At 67.7% G+C, this 17181-nt stretch carries 17 protein-coding genes; 10 read left to right on the top strand and 7 right to left on the bottom strand.

Annotated features, from left to right (window positions below; translation table 11 throughout):
* Positions 1-18 precede the first annotated feature (18 nt).
* The 3 genes from BN948_RS05575 to BN948_RS05565 all read right to left on the bottom strand — a co-directional run bounded on the left by BN948_RS05575 (position 19) and on the right by BN948_RS05565 (position 1843).
* Positions 19-474, bottom strand: coding sequence for a fasciclin domain-containing protein (locus BN948_RS05575; RefSeq protein ID WP_009519191.1), 456 nt, complete (start codon positions 472-474; stop codon positions 19-21).
* Positions 475-609: 135 nt separating this feature from the next.
* A complete protein-coding gene (locus tag BN948_RS05570) occupies positions 610-936 on the bottom strand; it encodes a DUF1330 domain-containing protein (RefSeq protein WP_009519192.1) in 327 nt (108 codons plus the stop codon).
* Between the two features lie 121 nt (positions 937-1057).
* A complete protein-coding gene (locus tag BN948_RS05565; protein WP_009519193.1) occupies positions 1058-1843 on the bottom strand; it encodes an RNA polymerase sigma factor in 786 nt (261 codons plus the stop codon).
* Between the two features lie 55 nt (positions 1844-1898).
* Here BN948_RS05565 and BN948_RS05560 point away from each other — a divergent pair, with 55 nt between their 5' ends.
* A complete protein-coding gene (locus BN948_RS05560) occupies positions 1899-2495 on the top strand; it encodes an ATP-dependent Clp protease proteolytic subunit (protein WP_009519194.1) in 597 nt (198 codons plus the stop codon).
* A gap of 65 nt (positions 2496-2560) precedes the next feature.
* On the opposite strand, the gene BN948_RS05555 is transcribed toward BN948_RS05560, so the two are convergent.
* Positions 2561-3235 (bottom strand): TetR/AcrR family transcriptional regulator, encoded by a 675-nt coding sequence (locus BN948_RS05555; protein ID WP_009519195.1) that lies wholly within the window; start codon positions 3233-3235, stop codon positions 2561-2563.
* Positions 3236-3534: 299 nt separating this feature from the next.
* Between BN948_RS05555 and BN948_RS05550 the strand changes: the two genes are divergently transcribed.
* The 9 genes from BN948_RS05550 (at position 3535) to BN948_RS05510 (ending at position 13226) form a co-directional block, all read left to right on the top strand.
* Entirely contained in the window at positions 3535-3933 is a 399-nt protein-coding gene (locus BN948_RS05550) for a Zn-ribbon domain-containing OB-fold protein (RefSeq protein WP_050980689.1), read from the top strand.
* Complete coding sequence (locus BN948_RS05545; protein ID WP_009519197.1) at positions 3930-5117, top strand: lipid-transfer protein; 1188 nt, start codon at positions 3930-3932, stop codon at positions 5115-5117. Before BN948_RS05550 ends, BN948_RS05545 begins: the two co-directional genes overlap by 4 nt.
* Positions 5118-5143: 26 nt before the next feature.
* Complete coding sequence (locus BN948_RS05540; protein ID WP_009519198.1) at positions 5144-6331, top strand: acyl-CoA dehydrogenase family protein; 1188 nt, start codon at positions 5144-5146, stop codon at positions 6329-6331.
* On the top strand, positions 6328-7308 hold the full coding sequence (locus BN948_RS05535; RefSeq protein ID WP_009519199.1) for a Bug family tripartite tricarboxylate transporter substrate binding protein: 981 nt from the start codon (positions 6328-6330) through the stop codon (positions 7306-7308). Before BN948_RS05540 ends, BN948_RS05535 begins: the two co-directional genes overlap by 4 nt.
* 11 nt (positions 7309-7319) lie before the next feature.
* Positions 7320-8171 (top strand): MaoC/PaaZ C-terminal domain-containing protein, encoded by an 852-nt coding sequence (locus BN948_RS05530; protein WP_009519200.1) that lies wholly within the window; start codon positions 7320-7322, stop codon positions 8169-8171.
* 40 nt (positions 8172-8211) lie between these two features.
* Complete coding sequence (locus BN948_RS05525) at positions 8212-9186, top strand: Bug family tripartite tricarboxylate transporter substrate binding protein (RefSeq protein WP_009519201.1); 975 nt, start codon at positions 8212-8214, stop codon at positions 9184-9186.
* Positions 9187-9189: 3 nt separating this feature from the next.
* Positions 9190-10389, top strand: coding sequence for a CaiB/BaiF CoA transferase family protein (locus tag BN948_RS05520; protein ID WP_009519202.1), 1200 nt, complete (start codon positions 9190-9192; stop codon positions 10387-10389).
* Positions 10386-11927: an acyl-CoA synthetase gene (locus BN948_RS05515; protein ID WP_009519203.1), complete on the top strand. Its 1542-nt coding sequence runs from the start codon at positions 10386-10388 to the stop codon at positions 11925-11927. Before BN948_RS05520 ends, BN948_RS05515 begins: the two co-directional genes overlap by 4 nt.
* Before the next feature lie 69 nt (positions 11928-11996).
* Positions 11997-13226: an amidohydrolase family protein gene (locus tag BN948_RS05510; RefSeq protein WP_009519204.1), complete on the top strand. Its 1230-nt coding sequence runs from the start codon at positions 11997-11999 to the stop codon at positions 13224-13226.
* A gap of 7 nt (positions 13227-13233) precedes the next feature.
* On the opposite strand, the gene BN948_RS05505 is transcribed toward BN948_RS05510, so the two are convergent.
* Genes BN948_RS05505 through BN948_RS05495 form a run of 3 tightly spaced genes read right to left on the bottom strand, consistent with a single transcriptional unit; the run spans position 13234 to position 17181 of the window.
* Positions 13234-14490 (bottom strand): CaiB/BaiF CoA transferase family protein, encoded by a 1257-nt coding sequence (locus BN948_RS05505; RefSeq protein ID WP_009519205.1) that lies wholly within the window; start codon positions 14488-14490, stop codon positions 13234-13236.
* 23 nt (positions 14491-14513) lie between these two features.
* Positions 14514-16103 (bottom strand): MFS transporter, encoded by a 1590-nt coding sequence (locus BN948_RS05500; protein ID WP_009519206.1) that lies wholly within the window; start codon positions 16101-16103, stop codon positions 14514-14516.
* A gap of 31 nt (positions 16104-16134) precedes the next feature.
* Positions 16135-17181, bottom strand: a complete 1047-nt coding sequence (locus tag BN948_RS05495) for an amidohydrolase family protein (RefSeq protein ID WP_009519207.1) — start codon at positions 17179-17181, stop codon at positions 16135-16137.

Here is a 17181-nt window from a genome sequence, read left to right as displayed (position 1 = left end):
GAATGGGCCCCGCACCGATCACTTGGGCATGATGACCGTGTCGATCACGTGGATGACACCGTTGCTGGCCACCACGTCCGTGGACACCACCTTGGCGTTGTCCACCGTCACACCGCCGCTGGTGCCGACGGTGAGCTCGCTGCCCTGCACGGTTTTCACCTTGCCGGCCTTGACGTCCTTGGCCATCACCTTCCCGGGCACCACGTGGTAGGTGAGCACGGAGGTCAGCTTGGCCTTGTCCTTGAGCAGCGCGTCCAGTTGCGCCTTGGGAATCTTGGCGAAGGCCTCGTCGGTGGGCGCGAACACGGTGAACGGGCCGGGGCCCTTGAGTGTGTCGACCAGCCCGGCCGCCTGAACAGCGGTCACGAGCGTTTTGAACGAGCCCGCCGACACGGCGGTGTCGACGATGTCCTTGGCGTGCGCCGTGGCCAGGGCACCGAAAGCCAGCAGGGAAGCGATGAGGGTTTTCTTCATGGGGATCTCCGGGTTCAAGGGTGGATGGAGGCACGGGTTGGCCGCAGGTCGGCGGCACCGGCTTGTACGCAGCGTTGCGCTCCTTGGTTCACCCCATCGCCCGGCCTTGGGGCGCGCGGTCGCGCCCCAAGGCCATCAGTACTTGGCCAGCAGCTCGGACGCCCGATAGCCCGGCGCCACCCCTTGCACCAGCACCGCGACACCATCGGCGTGTTGCGTGCGCAGCGGCAGGATGGCCTGATAGGCGTCTGACCGGTACCAGGCGCGCGCCTGCTCCATCGACGCAAACTCGATGACCACGAGGTGCCCCGGAAAAGGACCTTCCATCACCTCGGGGTTGTGCCCGTGCACGAGAAAGCGTCCGCCGTGCGCGTCCACCGTGTCGGTGATCTTCTGGACGTAGGTGACGATGTCCGGACCCCACTCGACGTGGCGCAGGTGGGCGATGGCGTAAGCACTCATGACTGATCTCCGGTGGGTTGATGAAGGTGCCTTGGGACGTCCCTTGGCTTGCGTTCATCTTCCCGTGCGGAGTTCCGGCTGGCGATGACCTGTGAGGTCATGGCCCCGGTCCGCGGGCTGCTCAGGCGGTCTCGCTGAGCGCCTCGCCCAGGGGGAGGCAGGCCACCAGCCCTTCGGGCGTCTCCACGCGCAGGGCCAGGAAGCGGTCGAACTGGACCAGGCGCGTGGCCGGTGCGCTGGCGTGCTCCCCGGACCCGTGGTGCCCGGGTGGAGCGGACATGGCCATTGCCTGGGGACTCGACACCCGCAACACGGCGACCAGCCCCGCCGGGTCGCGCTGCGCCAGCGCCCATTGGCACAGGGCCAGCAGGCAGTCCGTGTCCTCGTCCCTTGCAGGCGCCGGCGAGGCCGGCCGGCGCAGGCGCTGCAGCAGCCGGTGCAGTTGCTGACGCGAGGCCGCTTCGCTGCGCCCGGTCAGGCGCCCCACGTCCGCGTGGCTGAAATCGAAGGCCTCGACCAGCAGAACGGCCGCGGCTTCGGCCGCCGACAGGGTGTTGACGACGTGCCGCAAGGCCTGTTCCACGCGCTGCGCCTGCTCGGCCAATTCCTGCGGCGCATCGCTCTCCACGGCCGGCGCACCGTGCTCAACCGCTTGCTCCAGCAGGGCGTGGTAGCGCTGGCGCCGCCGCCAGGCGTCGACGCACAGGTGGCGCAACACGGTGACCAGCCAGGCCTCGCGGCCGCTGGCGTCGGGCGGCAGGGGGCCCTGCGCCGTGCGCAGCCAGGTGTCCTGCACCAGGTCTTCGGCCTCGCCGCCGTGCGCCAGCCAGTGCCGCGCCAGGCCGATCAGGCGGCGGCGAAGCGCTTCGTCATCGACCAGGGGGTGGGAATCGATTGGAGGTGTCACGCAAAGGCCCGCTCGTTCGTTTACCGGATGAAGCTAACACACAGGAGCCATTCCCATGCTTTCCCCGGACACCGACACACCCACCCGCCCCGCCAACCCACACGACGGCGCCTTCCTGGAAGAGAAGGCCTTTCGTGCCCGCACGGTGCTGGTGTTCGGCACCATCACCGACGCGCTGGCCTCGGAGACGGTGCGCAAGCTGCTGGCGCTGGACGCCGAGTCGAGCGCGCCGATCACCATGATCGTCTCCTCGCCAGGCGGCCACCTCGAGTCGGGCGACGCGATCCACGACGTGGTGCGCTTCGTGGCCTCGCCGGTGCACATGGTCGGCACGGGCTGGGTGGGCAGCGCCGCCACGCACCTCTACCTGGGCGCGGCCCGCGAACGCCGCGTCTGCCTGCCGCAAACGCGCTTCCTGATCCACCAGCCCAGCGGCGGGGCGGGCGGCGCGGCCAGCGACATGGCGATTCAGGCCCAGGAGATCCTCAAGGCCCGCGAGCGCATCGCCGAGGTGATCGCGCGTGAAACCGGCCAGCCCATCGAGCGGGTGCGCCAGGACATCGAGCGTGACCTGTGGATGCCGGCGCAGGAGGCGGTGGCCTACGGCCTGGCGTCGCGGGTCATTCGGCGCCGGGAGGAGTTGTGGCGCTGAGCGAGGACATCCCGCCATTTGGAGAGGGGCGCTCGGGGGCGTCAGGCGCTTGACGCGGGCGAGCGTCAGACCGACTGTTCCATCAGGGACTTCAGCAGTGCCTCGGTTTGTGCCCGTTGCAGATTGAACGCGGCGTCCAACGACGGGCTCTGTTTGTTGATCAAGCGCTCCATCGCCAGGCCGCGCACGGTGGCGACGATTTGCAGAACGGCCAGGCCTGCCGTGCGGCGGTCCTTGATGCCCATGGCCTCGAAGTCATCACCCAGCAGCTGCTTTTCGATCTGCTGTCGGGAGCGCCCCACCTGCGCCAGGCGCTCGGAGAGCTCGGGATCGCCGCGGGCGCCGAGCATGACCTCCAGCACCGCAAACGCCTTCGGTTGCTTGTACAGGGCCCAGATGTGGTCCACCCGCGCCATGGCGCGGGGCAGGCCCGGTGGAAAGCGGCGAATCTCCGCCAGCGTTTCTTCGCGTATCTCATCCAGCAAGGCTTCGACCAGCGAGGCGTAGAGGCTTGCCTTGGTGGGGAACTGCTTGATCAGGGCGCCGCGGCTGATGCCCGCGTGCTGCGCCACCGCCAGGGTGCTCGCCCCCGAATAGCCCTTCCCGTGCAGGCAGGCGATCGCCGACTCGAACACGCGGGCGCGCGTCAACTCGCGCCGCAGTGCGTGTGGGCCACGTCGCACGGGGCGGTCGCCAGGCGCGGGGTCCGGGGTCTCAAGCGAGGGCACGGTGGTGGTCATCGGCACAGTCAACATTCAAGAAAATAAGAGTCATTGTAGCTTCCTGATTAAAGGAAAACCCTAACCCTCCGCGAGAGAAGGGGTGGCGCCTCACGCGCGTGACATCAGGGATTTCACTAGGTTTCTCATAGGTTTCATAGACCTACATGGTCACTCATTGGTTCTGCCAATAAGTGCATACGCAACTCTAATTAGGAGTCAACTATGACTCCGGATGAGAATGCGGCCAAGCATTTGAACCACAGAGTCTCCTGATGTCTTCGACGCCTTCGTCAAACCAGCGCTCCGCCAGGAGTGACTTGCCTCGCCGGCCGAAACCGCCTTCCACCCAGGACACGGCCTTCTTCTGGGAGCAGGCCAATCGCCACCAACTGGTGATTCAGCGCTGCTGCGGCTGCAGCACGCTTCGGCATCCGCCGATGCCGGTGTGCCCCCGCTGCCACAGCTTCGACTGGGACTTCGTCCCGTCGCCTGGCAAGGGTGTGCTCTTCAGTTTCACCACCGTGCACGCACCGCTGGTGGAGTCCTTCGATCGGCCCTACGGCGTGGGCATCGTTGAACTCGACGAGCAGACCCGTCTGGTGGCCGTGCTGCAGGACGGCCCGACGTCCTGGCGCATCGGCATGCGCGTGAAGGTGGACTTCTTCGATTGCGAGGGCGGCTTCGCGTTGCCGGTCATCTGCCCGGAGGCCACATGACCGCCACCTCGAGCCAACAAGGCTACTTCGGCAGCGCCATCGTGGGCATAGGCGCCACGGAGTTCTCGAAGAACTCGGGGCGCTCCGAATGGAGGCTCGCCATGGAAGCGGTGCTCGCGGCATTGCGCGATGCGGGCATCGCGCCGGAAGAGGTCGATGGACTGGTGACGTTCACGCTGGACACCAACCCGGAAGCCTTCATCGCCCAGGGGCTTGGCGTTCGGCAGTTGCGCTTCTTCAGCCGCGTGAACTACGGCGGTGGCGGCGCTTGCGGCACGGTGCTGCAAGCCTGCCAGGCGGTGCGGACCGGTCTGGCCGAGGTCGTCGTGTGCTACCGCGCCTTCAATGAACGCTCCGGCTTCCGGCTGGGGTCGGGCGCGCTCTCTGACACGCAAGCCCCCACCACCGAGGCGCTGCGCTATTCGTGGTCCACCCCGCACGGCCTGCGCACACCGGCGAGCTGGACGGCCCTGATCGCGCAGCGTTACCTGCACACCCACGGCCTCACGTCGGCCGCGTTCGGTCAGGTGGCGGTGTCCGCCCGGCGCCATGCGGCGACGAATCCGAAGGCGCACTTCTACCAGCGGCCGCTGTCCCTGGAAGACCACCAGGCCTCGCGCCTCATCGCCGAGCCGCTGCGTTTGCTCGATTGCTGCCAGGAGACCGACGGCGCGCAAGCGATCGTCGTCACCAGCGCGGGGCGCGCGCGCAGCTTGCGCAAGCCACCGGTGGTGGTGCAGGGCGCGGCCCAGGGCGCCAGCAACCAGCCCTACGTGATGATGCCCTTCTACGAGGGCGACCTGCTGCGCGTCCCCGAACTCGGCATCGCCGCGCGCGAGCTGGAACGCCAATCGGGTCGCTCGGTGAAGGATGTCGACCTGGCGATCCTGTACGACCACTTCACGCCCTACATCCTGCTGCAGCTGGAAGAACTGGGCATTTGCAAGCCCGGCCAGGCCGCGGACTTCGTTCGCGACGGCGGACTGGACCTCGACGGCCAGATGCCGACCAACACGCACGGTGGCCAGCTCGGCGAGGCCTACCTGCACGGCATGAACGGCATCGCCGAGGCCGTGCGCCAGTTGCGCGGTGAAGCCGTGAACCAGGTGAAGGGCGCGCAAACCGCCTTGGTCACCGCTGGCACCGGTCTGCCCACCAGCGCTCTGCTGCTGGGCGTCCATTGAACCCTTTCCCCTCCACAGCACGAGCAATGATCAAACGTTCTTTCTTCACCGATGAGCACCAGGCCTTTCGCGCTGCGGTGCGCCGCTTCGTCGAAACCGAAATCCAGCCCCACCACGCCGATTGGGAGCGACAAGGCCGCATGCCGCGGGAGATCTGGCTCAAGGCCGGCAGCATGGGCCTGCTGTGCTGCGACCTGCCCGAGGAATACGGCGGCCCGGGCGGCGACTGGCTGCACAGCGTCGTCGTCGTCGAAGAGCTCTGGCGCCTGGGCCTGAGCGGACCCGGCACCGGCTTCATGGTGCATTCGGAGATGGTGGCGGCCTACATCCGCACCTGGGGCACGGAAGAGCAGAAGCGCCACTGGCTGCCGCGCATGGCGCGCGGCGAGGTCATCGGCAGCATCGGCATGTCCGAACCCGGTGCCGGCAGCGACCTGCAGGCCATGACGACCCGCGCACAGCGCGAGGGCGACGACTACGTCATCAACGGCCAGAAGATCTTCATCACCAACGGGATGATGTGCGACCTGATCGTCCTGGCCGCCAAGACGGACAAGGACGCTCGAAAGAACGGCATCAGCCTCATCATCGTGGAGGCCGACCGGCCCGGCTTCGTGAAAGGCCGCGCGCTCGAGAAGATCGGCACGCACGCGCAGGACACGGCCGAGCTCTTCTTCGACAACGTTCGCGTGCCCGCCAGCAACCTGCTCGGGCAGGAGCACAACGGCTTTCGCATGCTGATGACCAAGCTGGCGCAGGAGCGGCTCAACCAGGCCGTGCGCAGCACCATCGTCTGCGAATCGGTGATCGACTGGACCGTGGCCTACACCCGCGAGCGCAAGGCCTTCGGCGGCACCATCGCCGACTTCCAGAACACGCAGTTCGTGCTCGCGCAGCTCGCGGCCGAAACCACCTCGCTGCGCGTGTTCACCGATTGGTGCATCACCCAGTTCATGGCCGGCGAGCTCGGGCCCATCGACGCCGCCAAGGTCAAGCTGCTGTCCACCGAGTTGCAAGGCAAGGCCATCGACCAGTGCCTGCAGTTCTTCGGTGGCTACGGCTACATGCGCGAGTACCCGATCGCGCGCGCCTTCGTCGACGCCCGCCTCACGCGCATCGGCGGCGGTGCCATCGAGGTCATGAAGCAGATCATTGGCCGCTCCTTGTTCGCGGCCGAGCGTTCCCCGTCCAAAACCACAGGAGACACGACATGAACCAGACCAAGAGAACCCTCTGCGCGGCGCTTGGCTTCTTTGTCCTCGCGGGCGCAGCCAGCGCGCAGGACTACCCGGACCGCCCCATCCGGCTGCTGGTCGGCTTCACCGCCGGCAGCACGGTGGACGTGGTCGCCCGCACCCTGGCCGACGGCCTGGCCAAGCGCTTCGGCCAGCCTGTGATCGTGGAGAACAAGACGGGTGCCAACGGCGCGCTGGCCACGGAAACCGTCGCCCGGGCCAAGGCCGACGGCTACACGCTGCTGGTGTCCAACACCAGCTCGCTCACCGTCAACCCGCTGCTCTACAAGAACCTCGGCTACAGCGTGCCGAAGGACTTCGCCCCCATCACCACGATCACCACCTACCCGCTGGTGCTCACCATCAACCCGACAAACCCGAAGATGGCCAATGTGCGCACGCTCGCGGACTTCGTGGCCCTGGGCAAGGCGCAGCAGAACCCGCCCCTGACCTTCGGTTCCGGCGGCAATGGCAACTTCCTGCAAATCGCCTCGGAGCAATTGATCAGCGCTGCGGGCTTCAAGGCCACCCACGTGCCCTACCGGGGCGGCACGCCGATGCAACTGGCGCTGCTGTCCAACGAGGTCGACTTCAACTTCGACACCCTGTCGGCCGTGCCGCAGGTGAAGGCGGGCAAGCTGCGCGCGCTGGCGGTGTCCGAAAACACGCGCTGGGAAGACCTGCCGGACGTGCCCACGGTTGCCGAACTGGGCTACCCCTCGGTTCAGTTCAGCGCCTGGCTTGGTCTGGTCGCACCCGCCGGCACACCGCCCAAGGTGATCGACGCGCTGCACCAGGCCATGACCGAACTGGGCAAGGACCCGGCCATCCGCACCCGTCTGCACGCGCAAGGACGCGTCTCGCTCAAGTCGCCCCAGGCCTTTCTTGAGCAGATCAACGCCGAGCTCGCCCAGAACGCCGACGTCATCAAGAAGGCAAACATCCGCATCGACTGAGTGGTCACCGCATGAACCTCGACAAACTGCAAGCCTTCCGGATTCCCGACGCTGTACAGACCTACACCTGGCGCGACTCCAGCCTCTACGCGTTGGGGCTCGGCTACGGAGCGGACCCTGTGGATGAACCCGATCTGCGCTATGTGCTGGAGACGGACCAGCAGACCGTGCCCTCCATGAGCGCCATCCTGGCCTACCCCGGGTTCTGGTTCGCCGACCCGTCGCTGGCGATCGACTGGGTGCGGCTGCTCAACGGGCAGGTGGCCTTCACGATCCACCGGTCGCTGCCACCCGAAGGGACGGTGAAGTCGACGTCTCGGGTGGTCGCGGTGGACGACAAGGGCAAGGACAAGGGTGCCGCTGTCTTCCTGCAGAAGGAAGTGACCGACCCCGACGGCGTGCCGTACGCGACGATCCGGCAAGCCGTTTTCCTGCGCGGCGATGGTGGCCACGGGGGCTTCGGCGTGCCGCCCGAGACGCCGCCCGCGGTCACGGGCGATGCGCCCGATCACGCGCTGGAACTCGACGTCGCCCGCAACGCGGCCCTGATCTACCGTCTGAGCGGCGACCTCAATCCCGTGCACTCCCACCCGGCCATCGCGCGCCAGGCCGGGTTCCGGGAGCCCATCGTGCATGGCATGTGCTCGCTGGGCATGGCTTGCCGCGCCGCGCTGCGACTGCTCTGCGACAACCAGCCGCAACGGCTGAAGTCCATGTCCATCCGCTTCGCAAGCCCGGTGTACCCGGGCGAGCGTCTGCGGTTCGAGTTCTTCGGCAAAGGGCCCCACTTCCAGTGGCGCGTCCGTGTGCCAGAGAGGAACGTGACCGTGCTGGATCGCGGCCAGCTCGAGCTCACGCGGTAGCCACCGTTCAACCCCCACGCGACAAAGGCTGGAGTGAAGAATGAAAACGATCCGGAGACGACACTTTTCCACGCTGCTGCTATCGGCGATCGCGCCCGCCTGGGCCAACGCCCAGGAGACTTTCCCGAACAGGCCCTTCAAGATCATCATTCCCTATGCGGCCGGTGGCCTGTCGGACTTCATCGTCCGAACCGTCGGCGAGCACATGGCCAAGCGCCTGGGGCAGCCACTGGTGGTCGACTACAAGTCGGGCGCCTCTGGCGCGATCGGTGCCCAGTTCGTCGCCACCTCACCGGCCGACGGTTATACGCAGCTGTTCATCAACCCTGGCCAGGTCATTGCCCGCTACGCGACCTCCAAGCCGACCTACGACGCGATCACCAGCTTCGTGCCGATCGGCCTGATCTCCCAGACGCCCATGCTGGTTTATGTGAACAGCAGCGTGCCGGTGAACAATTTGCGCGAGTTCATCGAGTACGCCAAGACCCAGCCGCAGGGCATCGAGTGTGGCAACGCGGGCCTGCTGTCGTTCGGGCACGTCACGGCCGAGCGCTTTGCGCGCGCGGCGGGCATCAAGCTGCTGCACGTGCCCTACAAGGGCGGCCCGCAGATGACCATGGCCCTTCGCTCCGGCGAGACCAAGGTGATGTTCACCACGCCCACGGCCGACAACCTGGGTCTGGTGGAATCGGGCCACTTCAAGCTGCTGGGCGTGGCTTCGCGCGATCCGATGGCGCGTCGTCCGAACATCCCGCTGGTGTCCAGCGTGATCCCGGGCTTCGAGGCGCAGGCCTGGTACGGCCTGCTGGCCCCGGTGGGCACCCCGGCCCCGGTTGTCGCGGCCCTCAACGGCGCCCTGCGCTCGGCCCTGGCGGACCCGGACGTGAAGGAGAAGTTCGCCAGGCTGGATCACGCGCTGGGCGATGGCACGACCACGCAGATGGGCGATATCGTGAAGGCGGAAGACCGCGCATGGAAAGACCTGATCCCCCAGCTCGGCGTCAAGATCGAATAGCGCATGGGACCTCTTCACGGCATCAAGGTGGTCGAGATGGCCGGGATCGGCCCGGGGCCTTTCTGCGCCATGCTGCTGTCCGACATGGGCGCGGAGGTCCTGCGGATCGACCGGGCCGATGCGGTGGACGCGGCCAGCGAGCGCGATCCCCGGTTCGAGGCAATGAACCGGGGCCGGCGCTCGATCGCCGTCGACCTGAAGCACCCCGAAGGTGCTGCCACCGTCATGCGCCTGGTGGCGTCCGCTGATGTGCTGATCGAGGGCTTCCGTCCGGGCGTGATGGAACGGCTCGGCCTGGGTCCGGATGCGTGCCTGGCGGTCCGGCCCAGACTGATCTATGGCCGCATGACGGGTTGGGGTCAACAAGGGCCACTGGCCCAGGCCGCCGGCCACGACATCAACTACATCGCCCTCACAGGTGCGCTTCACGCGATCGGCAACGGTTGCGGCAAGCCCGTGCCCCCGCTCAACCTGGTGGGCGACTTCGGCGGCGGGGCGCTCTACCTGGCGTTCGGCATCGCCTGTGCTTTGCTGGAAGCTCGCCAGTCGGGTCAGGGTCAGGTGGTCGACGCCGCCATCGTCGACGGCGCCAGTTCGCTGCTCACGTTCCTGCATGGCGCATTTGCGCGCGATGCCTGGACGCATGAGCGAGGCTGCAACCTGCTCGATGGCGGGCGCCCCTGGTACGACAGCTATGAGACGGCGGATGGCCGTCACATCTGCATCGGTGCCATCGAGTCCAGGTTCTTCGGGGAGTTGCTTGTCCGTCTGGGCCTGGACGGCGAGGACCTGCCCGAGCAGAACGACCCGGCCGGCTGGACATGGCTGCGGTCTCGCCTGGCGGCCGTGTTCAAGGGCAAGACGCGCGACGAATGGAGCGCGCTGCTCGAAGGAACGGACGCCTGCTTTGCGCCGGTTCTCGACCTCCATGAGGCGCAGCGGCATCCCCACAACGTGGCCCGCAACACGTTCGTGGAGGTGGACGGACTCGCGCAGCCGGCGCCCGCGCCGCGCTTCAGCCGCACACCGGCGCAGGTGGCCGGTCCGGCACCGCGGGCAGGGCAGCACACCCGGACGGCGCTGGAGCAATGGGGCTTCACGGCCTCCGAAGTGGGGCGCCTGCTCGCCATGGGTTCGGTCGTGCAAGCGATCGAGCACCAGCGAGTGGCCCCGGATTCATCAACAGCTTTCACATCGCCATGACACGTTCGGTACACGTCGGGACACGAAGCCGCGACACCACGCAAGTTGAAGATCGCGCCGCGCGCGCGGCCACAGGATTCGTCGCCGCGGGGGTGCGAGCGGGCGACGCGGTGGCCCTGCTGCTTCGCAACGACTTTGCCTTTCTGGAAGCGGGGGCCGGCGCCGCCTTGTTGGGCGCCTACGCGGTGCCACTCAACTGGCACCTGGCGCCCAGCGAGATCGACTACGTCGTCCACGATTGCGACGCCAAGGTGCTGGTGGTGCACGACGACCTCTTGCGACTGGTGGACGTTCAGGGGCTTCGGGCCGAAGGACGCACGCTGGTGGTGGTGCCGACCGACCCCGGGATCCGTCGCGCCTACCAAGTGCCGGAGGACGCGGCTTCCATGCCACCGGACCTCACGCTCTGGGATCACTGGCTGGCCCGGCACGAGCCCTGGCGCGGCGTGCCTGGCACACCGGTGGAAAGCGTGATCTACACCTCGGGCACCACCGGCCGCCCCAAGGGCGTCAAGCGCTTGCCCGCGACGCCGGAGCAGATGAAACGCATCGAGGCCATGCGTGCCAAGGTCTATGGGCTGGTGCCCGGCATCCGGCTGATCGTGCCGGCACCGATGTACCACGCGGCCCCGAACGTGTTCGCCTCGCGCGGGCTGAAGGTAGCGGACCGCCTGGTGCTGATGGAGAAGTTCGATGCCGAAGAACTGCTGCGCCTGATCGAAGCGCATCGTGCCACCACCCTGGTGATGGTGCCCACCATGTTCGTGCGCCTGCTGCGCCTGCCCGAGGCGGTGCGACAGCGCTACGACCTGAGTTCCCTGCAACAGGTCTACCACGCGGCCGCTCCCTGTCCTCCGGAGGTGAAGGCCGAGATGATCGCCTGGTGGGGGCCGATCATCAACGAGTGGTACGGCACCACCGAGTCCAGCGTGGTCACCTGGTGCAACAGCGAGCAATGGCTGAGCCACCGCGGCACGGTGGGGCGCCCCATCGACGGCGCGCGTGTCGAGATCGTCGGCGAGGACGGTGCCTTGTTGCCGCCGGGTGAGCCCGGCGAGATCTACGTCGGGCTCGACTTCTACCCCGACTTCACTTTCCACAAGCGCGAGGACGAGCGCCGCCAGATCGGCCGCAACGGCCTGATCACCGGCGGTGACGTCGGCTACCTCGACCAGGACGGCTTCCTGTACATCTGCGACCGCAAGCGGGACATGATCATCTCGGGCGGCGTCAACATTTATCCCGCGGAGATCGAGGCTGCCCTCCTGGAATCGACCGAGGTCCAGGACTGCGCCGTCTTCGGTGTGCCCGACCCGGAATACGGCGAGGCCGTGCTGGCGCTCGTGGTGCGTGCGCCCGGCGTGTCCGAGGCCGGGTTCGATCAGCGCCTGCGCGCCCTGCTGGGGCAGCGGCTCGCCCGCTACAAGATCCCCCGCACCATCGAGATCCGCGACGCGCTGCCGCGCGACGATGCGGGCAAGTTGATCAAGCGCCGTTTGCGAGAGCCCTACTGGCAGGGCATCGAACGCCGCATCTAGCGCGGCTGGCCGCCCTCGTCGAGGACCCGAGCGCCCCACCCATCCCCCACCGCACGAAAGACGCATGCCATGAGCGAGATTCTCGTCAACGAAGCCAATGAGTGGCGCCTGCAAACCCCCGGCGCGACCGGATGGGTCGGCTCGCCGCGCCCACAGGCGCCCAACAAGTACCTGATCCTCTCGGCGGACACGCACGCCAACGAGCCCGGCAACCTCTGGGCCGAGCGCATCGACGCCAGGTACAAGGACCGGCTGCCCAAGGTCTGGGTGGACGACAAGGGCGTCCAGTGGCGCAAGATGGAAGCCTCCGAGGAACCCGATCGCCTGATCCTGGCCCGTCTGGAGGGCGAGGACCTGGTGCGCTCCCGGGCCGGGGCCACGGCCACCGAGACCGGACCCAATGTCGAGCAGCGGCTCAAGGACCTGGCGCTGGACGGCGTCGACGGTGAGGTCATTTTCCCGGGCAAGGGCCTGGCCATGTGGTACACGTTCGACCCCGAGTTCGCGCACGCCCAGTGCCACGTGTACAACACCTGGGCCTGGGAGACCTTTGGTCCCTATGTCGATCGGCTCTCGCCGGCCGCCGCGCTTGCCACGGGCAGCATAACGAGCACGATGAAGGAGATCGACCGCTGCCTGAAACTGGGATTCCGCCACTTCACGTTGCCCTGCAAGCCCCTGTTCGGCCCGCCCAAGACGAACGAGCTGAACTACAACAAGACCGACTTCGATCCGATGTGGGCACGCTTCGTCGAGGCCGACGTTCCCGTGAGCTTTCACGTCTCCACCGGCAAGGACCCGCGCACCACGCGTGGCCTGGGCGGCGCGGTCGTCAACTACGTGGTGAACTCCCTGTCTCCGACGATGGAACCCTTGGTGAACATCTGCGCGTCCGGCGTGGCCGAGCGCTTCCCGGGTCTGCGCTTCGGCAGTGTCGAGGCCGGCATCGGATGGCTGCCGTGGATGCTGGACGCCATGGATGAGGCGTACCAGAAGCACCACTTCTGGGTCAAACCGAAGCTCAAGGCCTTGCCGTCCGACTACTTCAAGGCGCAGGGTTTCGCCACCTTCGGCGAGGACCGGGCTGGCCTGGCGCTGATGGAGTCGCACGGGCTGGAGAACAACTGCCTGTGGGCCAATGACTACCCGCACCACGAAGGCACCTGGCCGCATTCGCCCGAGGCCATCGAGCGCCAGATGGGTGGCATCGGCGAGGCCTCGCGCCGCAAGGTGCTGGGTGAGAACGCGGCCCGCGTGTTCGGGTTCAAGGAACTGAGCGCAAAGTACGCCGCGAAGTAGGCGGCGCTCAGCCCAAGGCGCCGCTGGCGCGCAAGGAGGCGATGCCTGGCGCGTCGTAGCCCAGCAGTTCCGAGAGCAGCTCGTCGGTGTGCTGCCCCACCGCCGGTGCCGGCCGCGGGTCGGCGAGCGGGGTGTCCGAGTAGCGGATCGGCAGGCGCACGTTGGGGATCCAGCCCAGCACCGGGTGCTCGATCCGCGTGACCAGTTGGCGCTCGCGTGCCTCGGGCGAACGCAGGGCATCGCCGACGCTGCGGACCTCGCCACAGGGGACCTGCGCGTCTCGCATGCGTGCCTGCCAAAACGACCACAGCTGTTTCGAGAACATGTCGTTCATCAGCTCGAACAGCTGCGCGCGCCGCGCCATGCGGCCGTTGCGATCGGCGTAGACCGGGTCGTCGGCCAGGTCCGGCCGATCGAGCACCTGGCGCGCCAGGCGCTGGAAGATCTTGTCGTTGCCGCAGTTCAGGTAGAAGGGCTTGTCCTGGCTCATGAACACGCCCGAGGGGCAGGTGTCCGGGCTGATGTTGCCGTGGCGCTGCGGCGCGCTGCCGCTGTAGAGGTGCTGCAGTGGCACGTAGCCCGTCATCAGCACGGCGTTGTCGATCAGGGCCAGCTCGATGCGCTGCCCGCGCCCGGTGCGCGCGCGGGCCAGCAGGGCGCCCAGGATGGCGTTGCACACCATCATGCCGGTGCTGATGTCCATGACCGGCGACAGCGTGCGAACGCCCTCGCGGTCGGGGTAGCCGTTCAATGACATGAAGCCGCTCTCCGCCTGGGCGATCGGATCGAAGCCGAGGCGGTCCTTGAAGGCGCCGTCGCGCCCGTACGCCGACACCGAGCAATAGATGAGCCCTGGGTTCACCGCTTCCAGCGCCTCGTAGCCCAGGCCCAGGCGGTCCATGACACCGGTGGAGAAGTTCTCACAGACGATGTCGGCCTTGGCGATGAGCGCCTTCACCAGCTCAAGGCCTTGCGGCGTCTTCAGGTTGATCGCGAGGCTGCGCTTGTTCCGGTTCGCCCACATGTAGGGAGCGCCCTGGCCCGGTGTCTCCTCGGGTACCGGCGGGTAGTGGCGGAACTCGTCGCCGCGGCCGGGCGGTTCGATCTTCACCACGTCCGCACCCATATCCGCCAGGATCATGGTGCCGACGGGGCCCGCGAGGAAGTGGCTGAAATCGATGACGCTTACGCCTTCCAGGGCCAGGGGGGCACCTTCAGGTCGCGGCACATGGGCGGGAAAGTTGGCGACGCCGCTGTCAATCATGGGGAGCATTCCTTTCGGTCGTCCTAGGTGCTGGTTTCCATCAGGCACCGCGCCACCTTCGGTGGCTCAGGCGCGATGTGGAACGCCAGCCGGCGATCCCTGAGCGCCGCGTCCGCCGCGGAGGCGCGTTCGGCCCGCCGCAGGTGATCGGCCCAGGATTCGTCCACGACCAGTTCGACGAATCGGCCTGGCTCGTTCATGTCGTGCAGCAACTCCCAGGACAAGGCCCCCTGGCGCAATCGGCTGCGCCGGCCCTCGTCCAGCATCAGGGTCCGGAACGCCGCGGCGCGCTCGGGCGCCACCTGGTACTCGATGGTGAGCATCACGCGCCCGCGCGCTGGCGGCTGTGCCACAGAGGGCGCGGGCACCACCCGCTGCGGAGATAAATCCTCTGGCGCGCCCTGGTGGGGCATCCACCTTTGCGCCAGGAGCATTGCCGTCACGCCGCTCGCCCCGGCGGCCAGCAGGCTGGTCTGCACGCTGGTCCAGCCGGCCACCTGGCCCCACAGGGCCGCGCCGGCGGCGCTCGATCCCATGATCGCCATCTGGTAGATCGACATGCCACGCGCGCGCACCCAATCCGGCAGGGCCAGCTGGATAGAGACACTGAGGGTGTTCGCGGACGTGATCCAGGCCATGCCACCCACGAACATCGCGGCAACCGACACCCAGGGGTCGCGGGCCATCGCCACCACCGCCATGGCGGTCGATTGAACCGCCACACCACGCAGCACCAAGGCATCGCGGGTGTAGCGCCGACGCAGGCGCGGCAGGATGGCGGCCGCGGCGATCGCGCCGGCGCCCATGGAGGCCAGCAGCACGGTGAAGGCCGCGGCCCCACCACCGAGGTGATCTCGCGCGACCACGGCCAACAGCGCCAGCAGCGCTGTCGAGTGGAAGAAGAAGCTGGCGATGCGCAGCAGCACGCCCTTGATGGGCTCGGACTGGCTCACGTATTGCAGGCCCACGCGCATCGCCGTTCCAAGGCGCTCGCGCCCGAGGGGATGTGGCCGGTGTTCGCGCTTCCAGCGCACGACCACCACCGCCGCCGTCAAGGCCAACACCGCATTGGCCACGAACACCCAGGCGCTGCCGGCGCTGGCGATCAGCCCGCCCGCGACCAAGGGCCCCAGGATGCGCGAGCCGTTGTTGGCGACGCCGTTGAGGGCCAGTGCCGCCGGGAGCTGTGCACGCGGCACCAGCTCCGGCACCACCGCCGCGAACACTGGCCAGCGCATGGCCATGCCCACGCCATTGGCGCAGGTCAGGGCCAGCAGCAGCCCCGGTGTCATGGCGCCGATGAAGACCATGGCGCTCAGCACCAGCGCCACCACCGCTACCCAGAGTTGGGTGAACAGGTAGTAGCGCCGGCGGTCGAGGTTGTCCGCCAGCGCGCCACTGGGCAGGCCCAGCAGAAACATCGGCAGGGTCGCCGCGGTTTGCACCAGGGCGACCCAGAGCGCCGAGGTGGTGAGCGAGCTCATCATCCACGCCGCCGCCACATCGTTCATCGACTGGCTCACATTGGCGGCCAGCCAAGTGAGCCAGAGCATGCGAAAGACCGGGCGCCGCAAGGGCGCCCAGGGCGACGGGTCCTCCTCAGGCCGGGGCATGCGCGCTGGTCCCGCTCACCCGGAAACGCTCTCAGGCGGCCATCGGAATACGGTACACGTGGCTGGCGGTGCCGGCGAACAGCCACTGCTTCTCGGCTTCGCTGGCACCGGCCGCAAGGCGCTTGAAGGCGTTCCACACCACGCCGTAGCCCGCCGCACTGCGGTCCACGGGGAAGTTGCTCTCGAACATGCAGCGCTGTGCGCCGAACAGCTCGATGGCGGGTTCCAGCCACGGCCGCCACGCGTCGACCAGTTGCTGCGAAGAGGGCGGCTGCGGCCGGTCGGCGAAGTCATAGCCGAACACGGCGGTGCCCAGGCCACCGAGCTTCATGAACACGTTCGGGCACTTCGCCAGCTCTTTCATCGCTGGCAGCCATTCGCGGCTGGCGAGGTCCGGTCGATCGCGGTACTCGGCCACACCCAGCACGCCGCCGATGTGATCGAGGACCAGCGGCACCTCGGGATGGGCGCGGGCCAGATCGATCACCTCGTTCAGCTGTGGGTGGTAGATCCAGGCGTCGAAGCTCAGGCCATGTCGGGCCAGGCGGGCGTAGCCCGCGCGGAAGGCCGCATCGCCGTAGAGGCCCTTCATTGGCCTGGCCAGCACGCCGTGTTTGAAGCTGTCGTGAAAAGCGCCGCTGTTGCGAACGCCGCGAAATCGCCCCTGGCCAGCCTCGACCTGCGCGCTCAACACCTCGTCCACCGCGGCGCCCAGGCGCAAGTCCGCGTAGCCCACGATGGCGGCGGCCACCTGGGTGCGGCTCTGGCGCCGGTTGATGTCCTCGGTGACCTCGATCACGGCCGTGGTCTCGCCCACGGGCTTGAGGGCCTCCGGACCACCGGTGCGGTACTTCCAGGCGCATTGCACATACACGGTCGCTTCGACCCGGTGCCCACGGAAGTCCTCCAGAAGATCGGGCGGCATGTAGCCTCCCCAGTGCTCGGAGAAATGGTGGTGCGCGTCGATGATGCGGCGATCGGGGTCGAGCGCCTCTTCGCGGCTGGCTTGCAGCCAGGTGCCCGTGGGCTGGCGGTGGGCGATCTGCATCAGCCCGGGTGTCGATGTCGTTTCGCTCAT

This window comes from Hydrogenophaga intermedia (genome assembly GCF_000723405.1).
In the GTDB taxonomy this organism is placed as follows: Bacteria; Pseudomonadota; Gammaproteobacteria; order Burkholderiales; family Burkholderiaceae_C; genus Hydrogenophaga; species Hydrogenophaga intermedia.
This window is presented reverse-complemented; position numbering and strand designations above follow the sequence as displayed.

Bases quoted from the DNA above. Each gene is read 5' to 3' on its own strand.
- BN948_RS05540 (WP_009519198.1), top strand. From the start codon at position 5,144: ATGATCAAACGTTCTTTCTTCACCGATGAGCACCAGGCCTTTCGCGCT.
- BN948_RS05545 (WP_009519197.1), top strand. From the start codon at position 3,930: ATGACCGCCACCTCGAGCCAACAAGGCTACTTCGGCAGCGCCATCGTG.
- BN948_RS05525 (WP_009519201.1), top strand. From the start codon at position 8,212: ATGAAAACGATCCGGAGACGACACTTTTCCACGCTGCTGCTATCGGCG.
- BN948_RS05530 (WP_009519200.1), top strand. From the start codon at position 7,320: ATGAACCTCGACAAACTGCAAGCCTTCCGGATTCCCGACGCTGTACAG.
- BN948_RS05520 (WP_009519202.1), top strand. From the start codon at position 9,190: ATGGGACCTCTTCACGGCATCAAGGTGGTCGAGATGGCCGGGATCGGC.
- BN948_RS05560 (WP_009519194.1), top strand. From the start codon at position 1,899: ATGCTTTCCCCGGACACCGACACACCCACCCGCCCCGCCAACCCACAC.
- BN948_RS05495 (WP_009519207.1), bottom strand. From the start codon at position 17,181: ATGAGCGAAACGACATCGACACCCGGGCTGATGCAGATCGCCCACCGC.
- BN948_RS05535 (WP_009519199.1), top strand. From the start codon at position 6,328: ATGAACCAGACCAAGAGAACCCTCTGCGCGGCGCTTGGCTTCTTTGTC.
- BN948_RS05575 (WP_009519191.1), bottom strand. From the start codon at position 474: ATGAAGAAAACCCTCATCGCTTCCCTGCTGGCTTTCGGTGCCCTGGCC.
- BN948_RS05510 (WP_009519204.1), top strand. From the start codon at position 11,997: ATGAGCGAGATTCTCGTCAACGAAGCCAATGAGTGGCGCCTGCAAACC.
- BN948_RS05570 (WP_009519192.1), bottom strand. From the start codon at position 936: ATGAGTGCTTACGCCATCGCCCACCTGCGCCACGTCGAGTGGGGTCCG.
- BN948_RS05505 (WP_009519205.1), bottom strand. From the start codon at position 14,490: ATGATTGACAGCGGCGTCGCCAACTTTCCCGCCCATGTGCCGCGACCT.
- BN948_RS05515 (WP_009519203.1), top strand. From the start codon at position 10,386: ATGACACGTTCGGTACACGTCGGGACACGAAGCCGCGACACCACGCAA.
- BN948_RS05500 (WP_009519206.1), bottom strand. From the start codon at position 16,103: ATGCCCCGGCCTGAGGAGGACCCGTCGCCCTGGGCGCCCTTGCGGCGC.
- BN948_RS05555 (WP_009519195.1), bottom strand. From the start codon at position 3,235: ATGACCACCACCGTGCCCTCGCTTGAGACCCCGGACCCCGCGCCTGGC.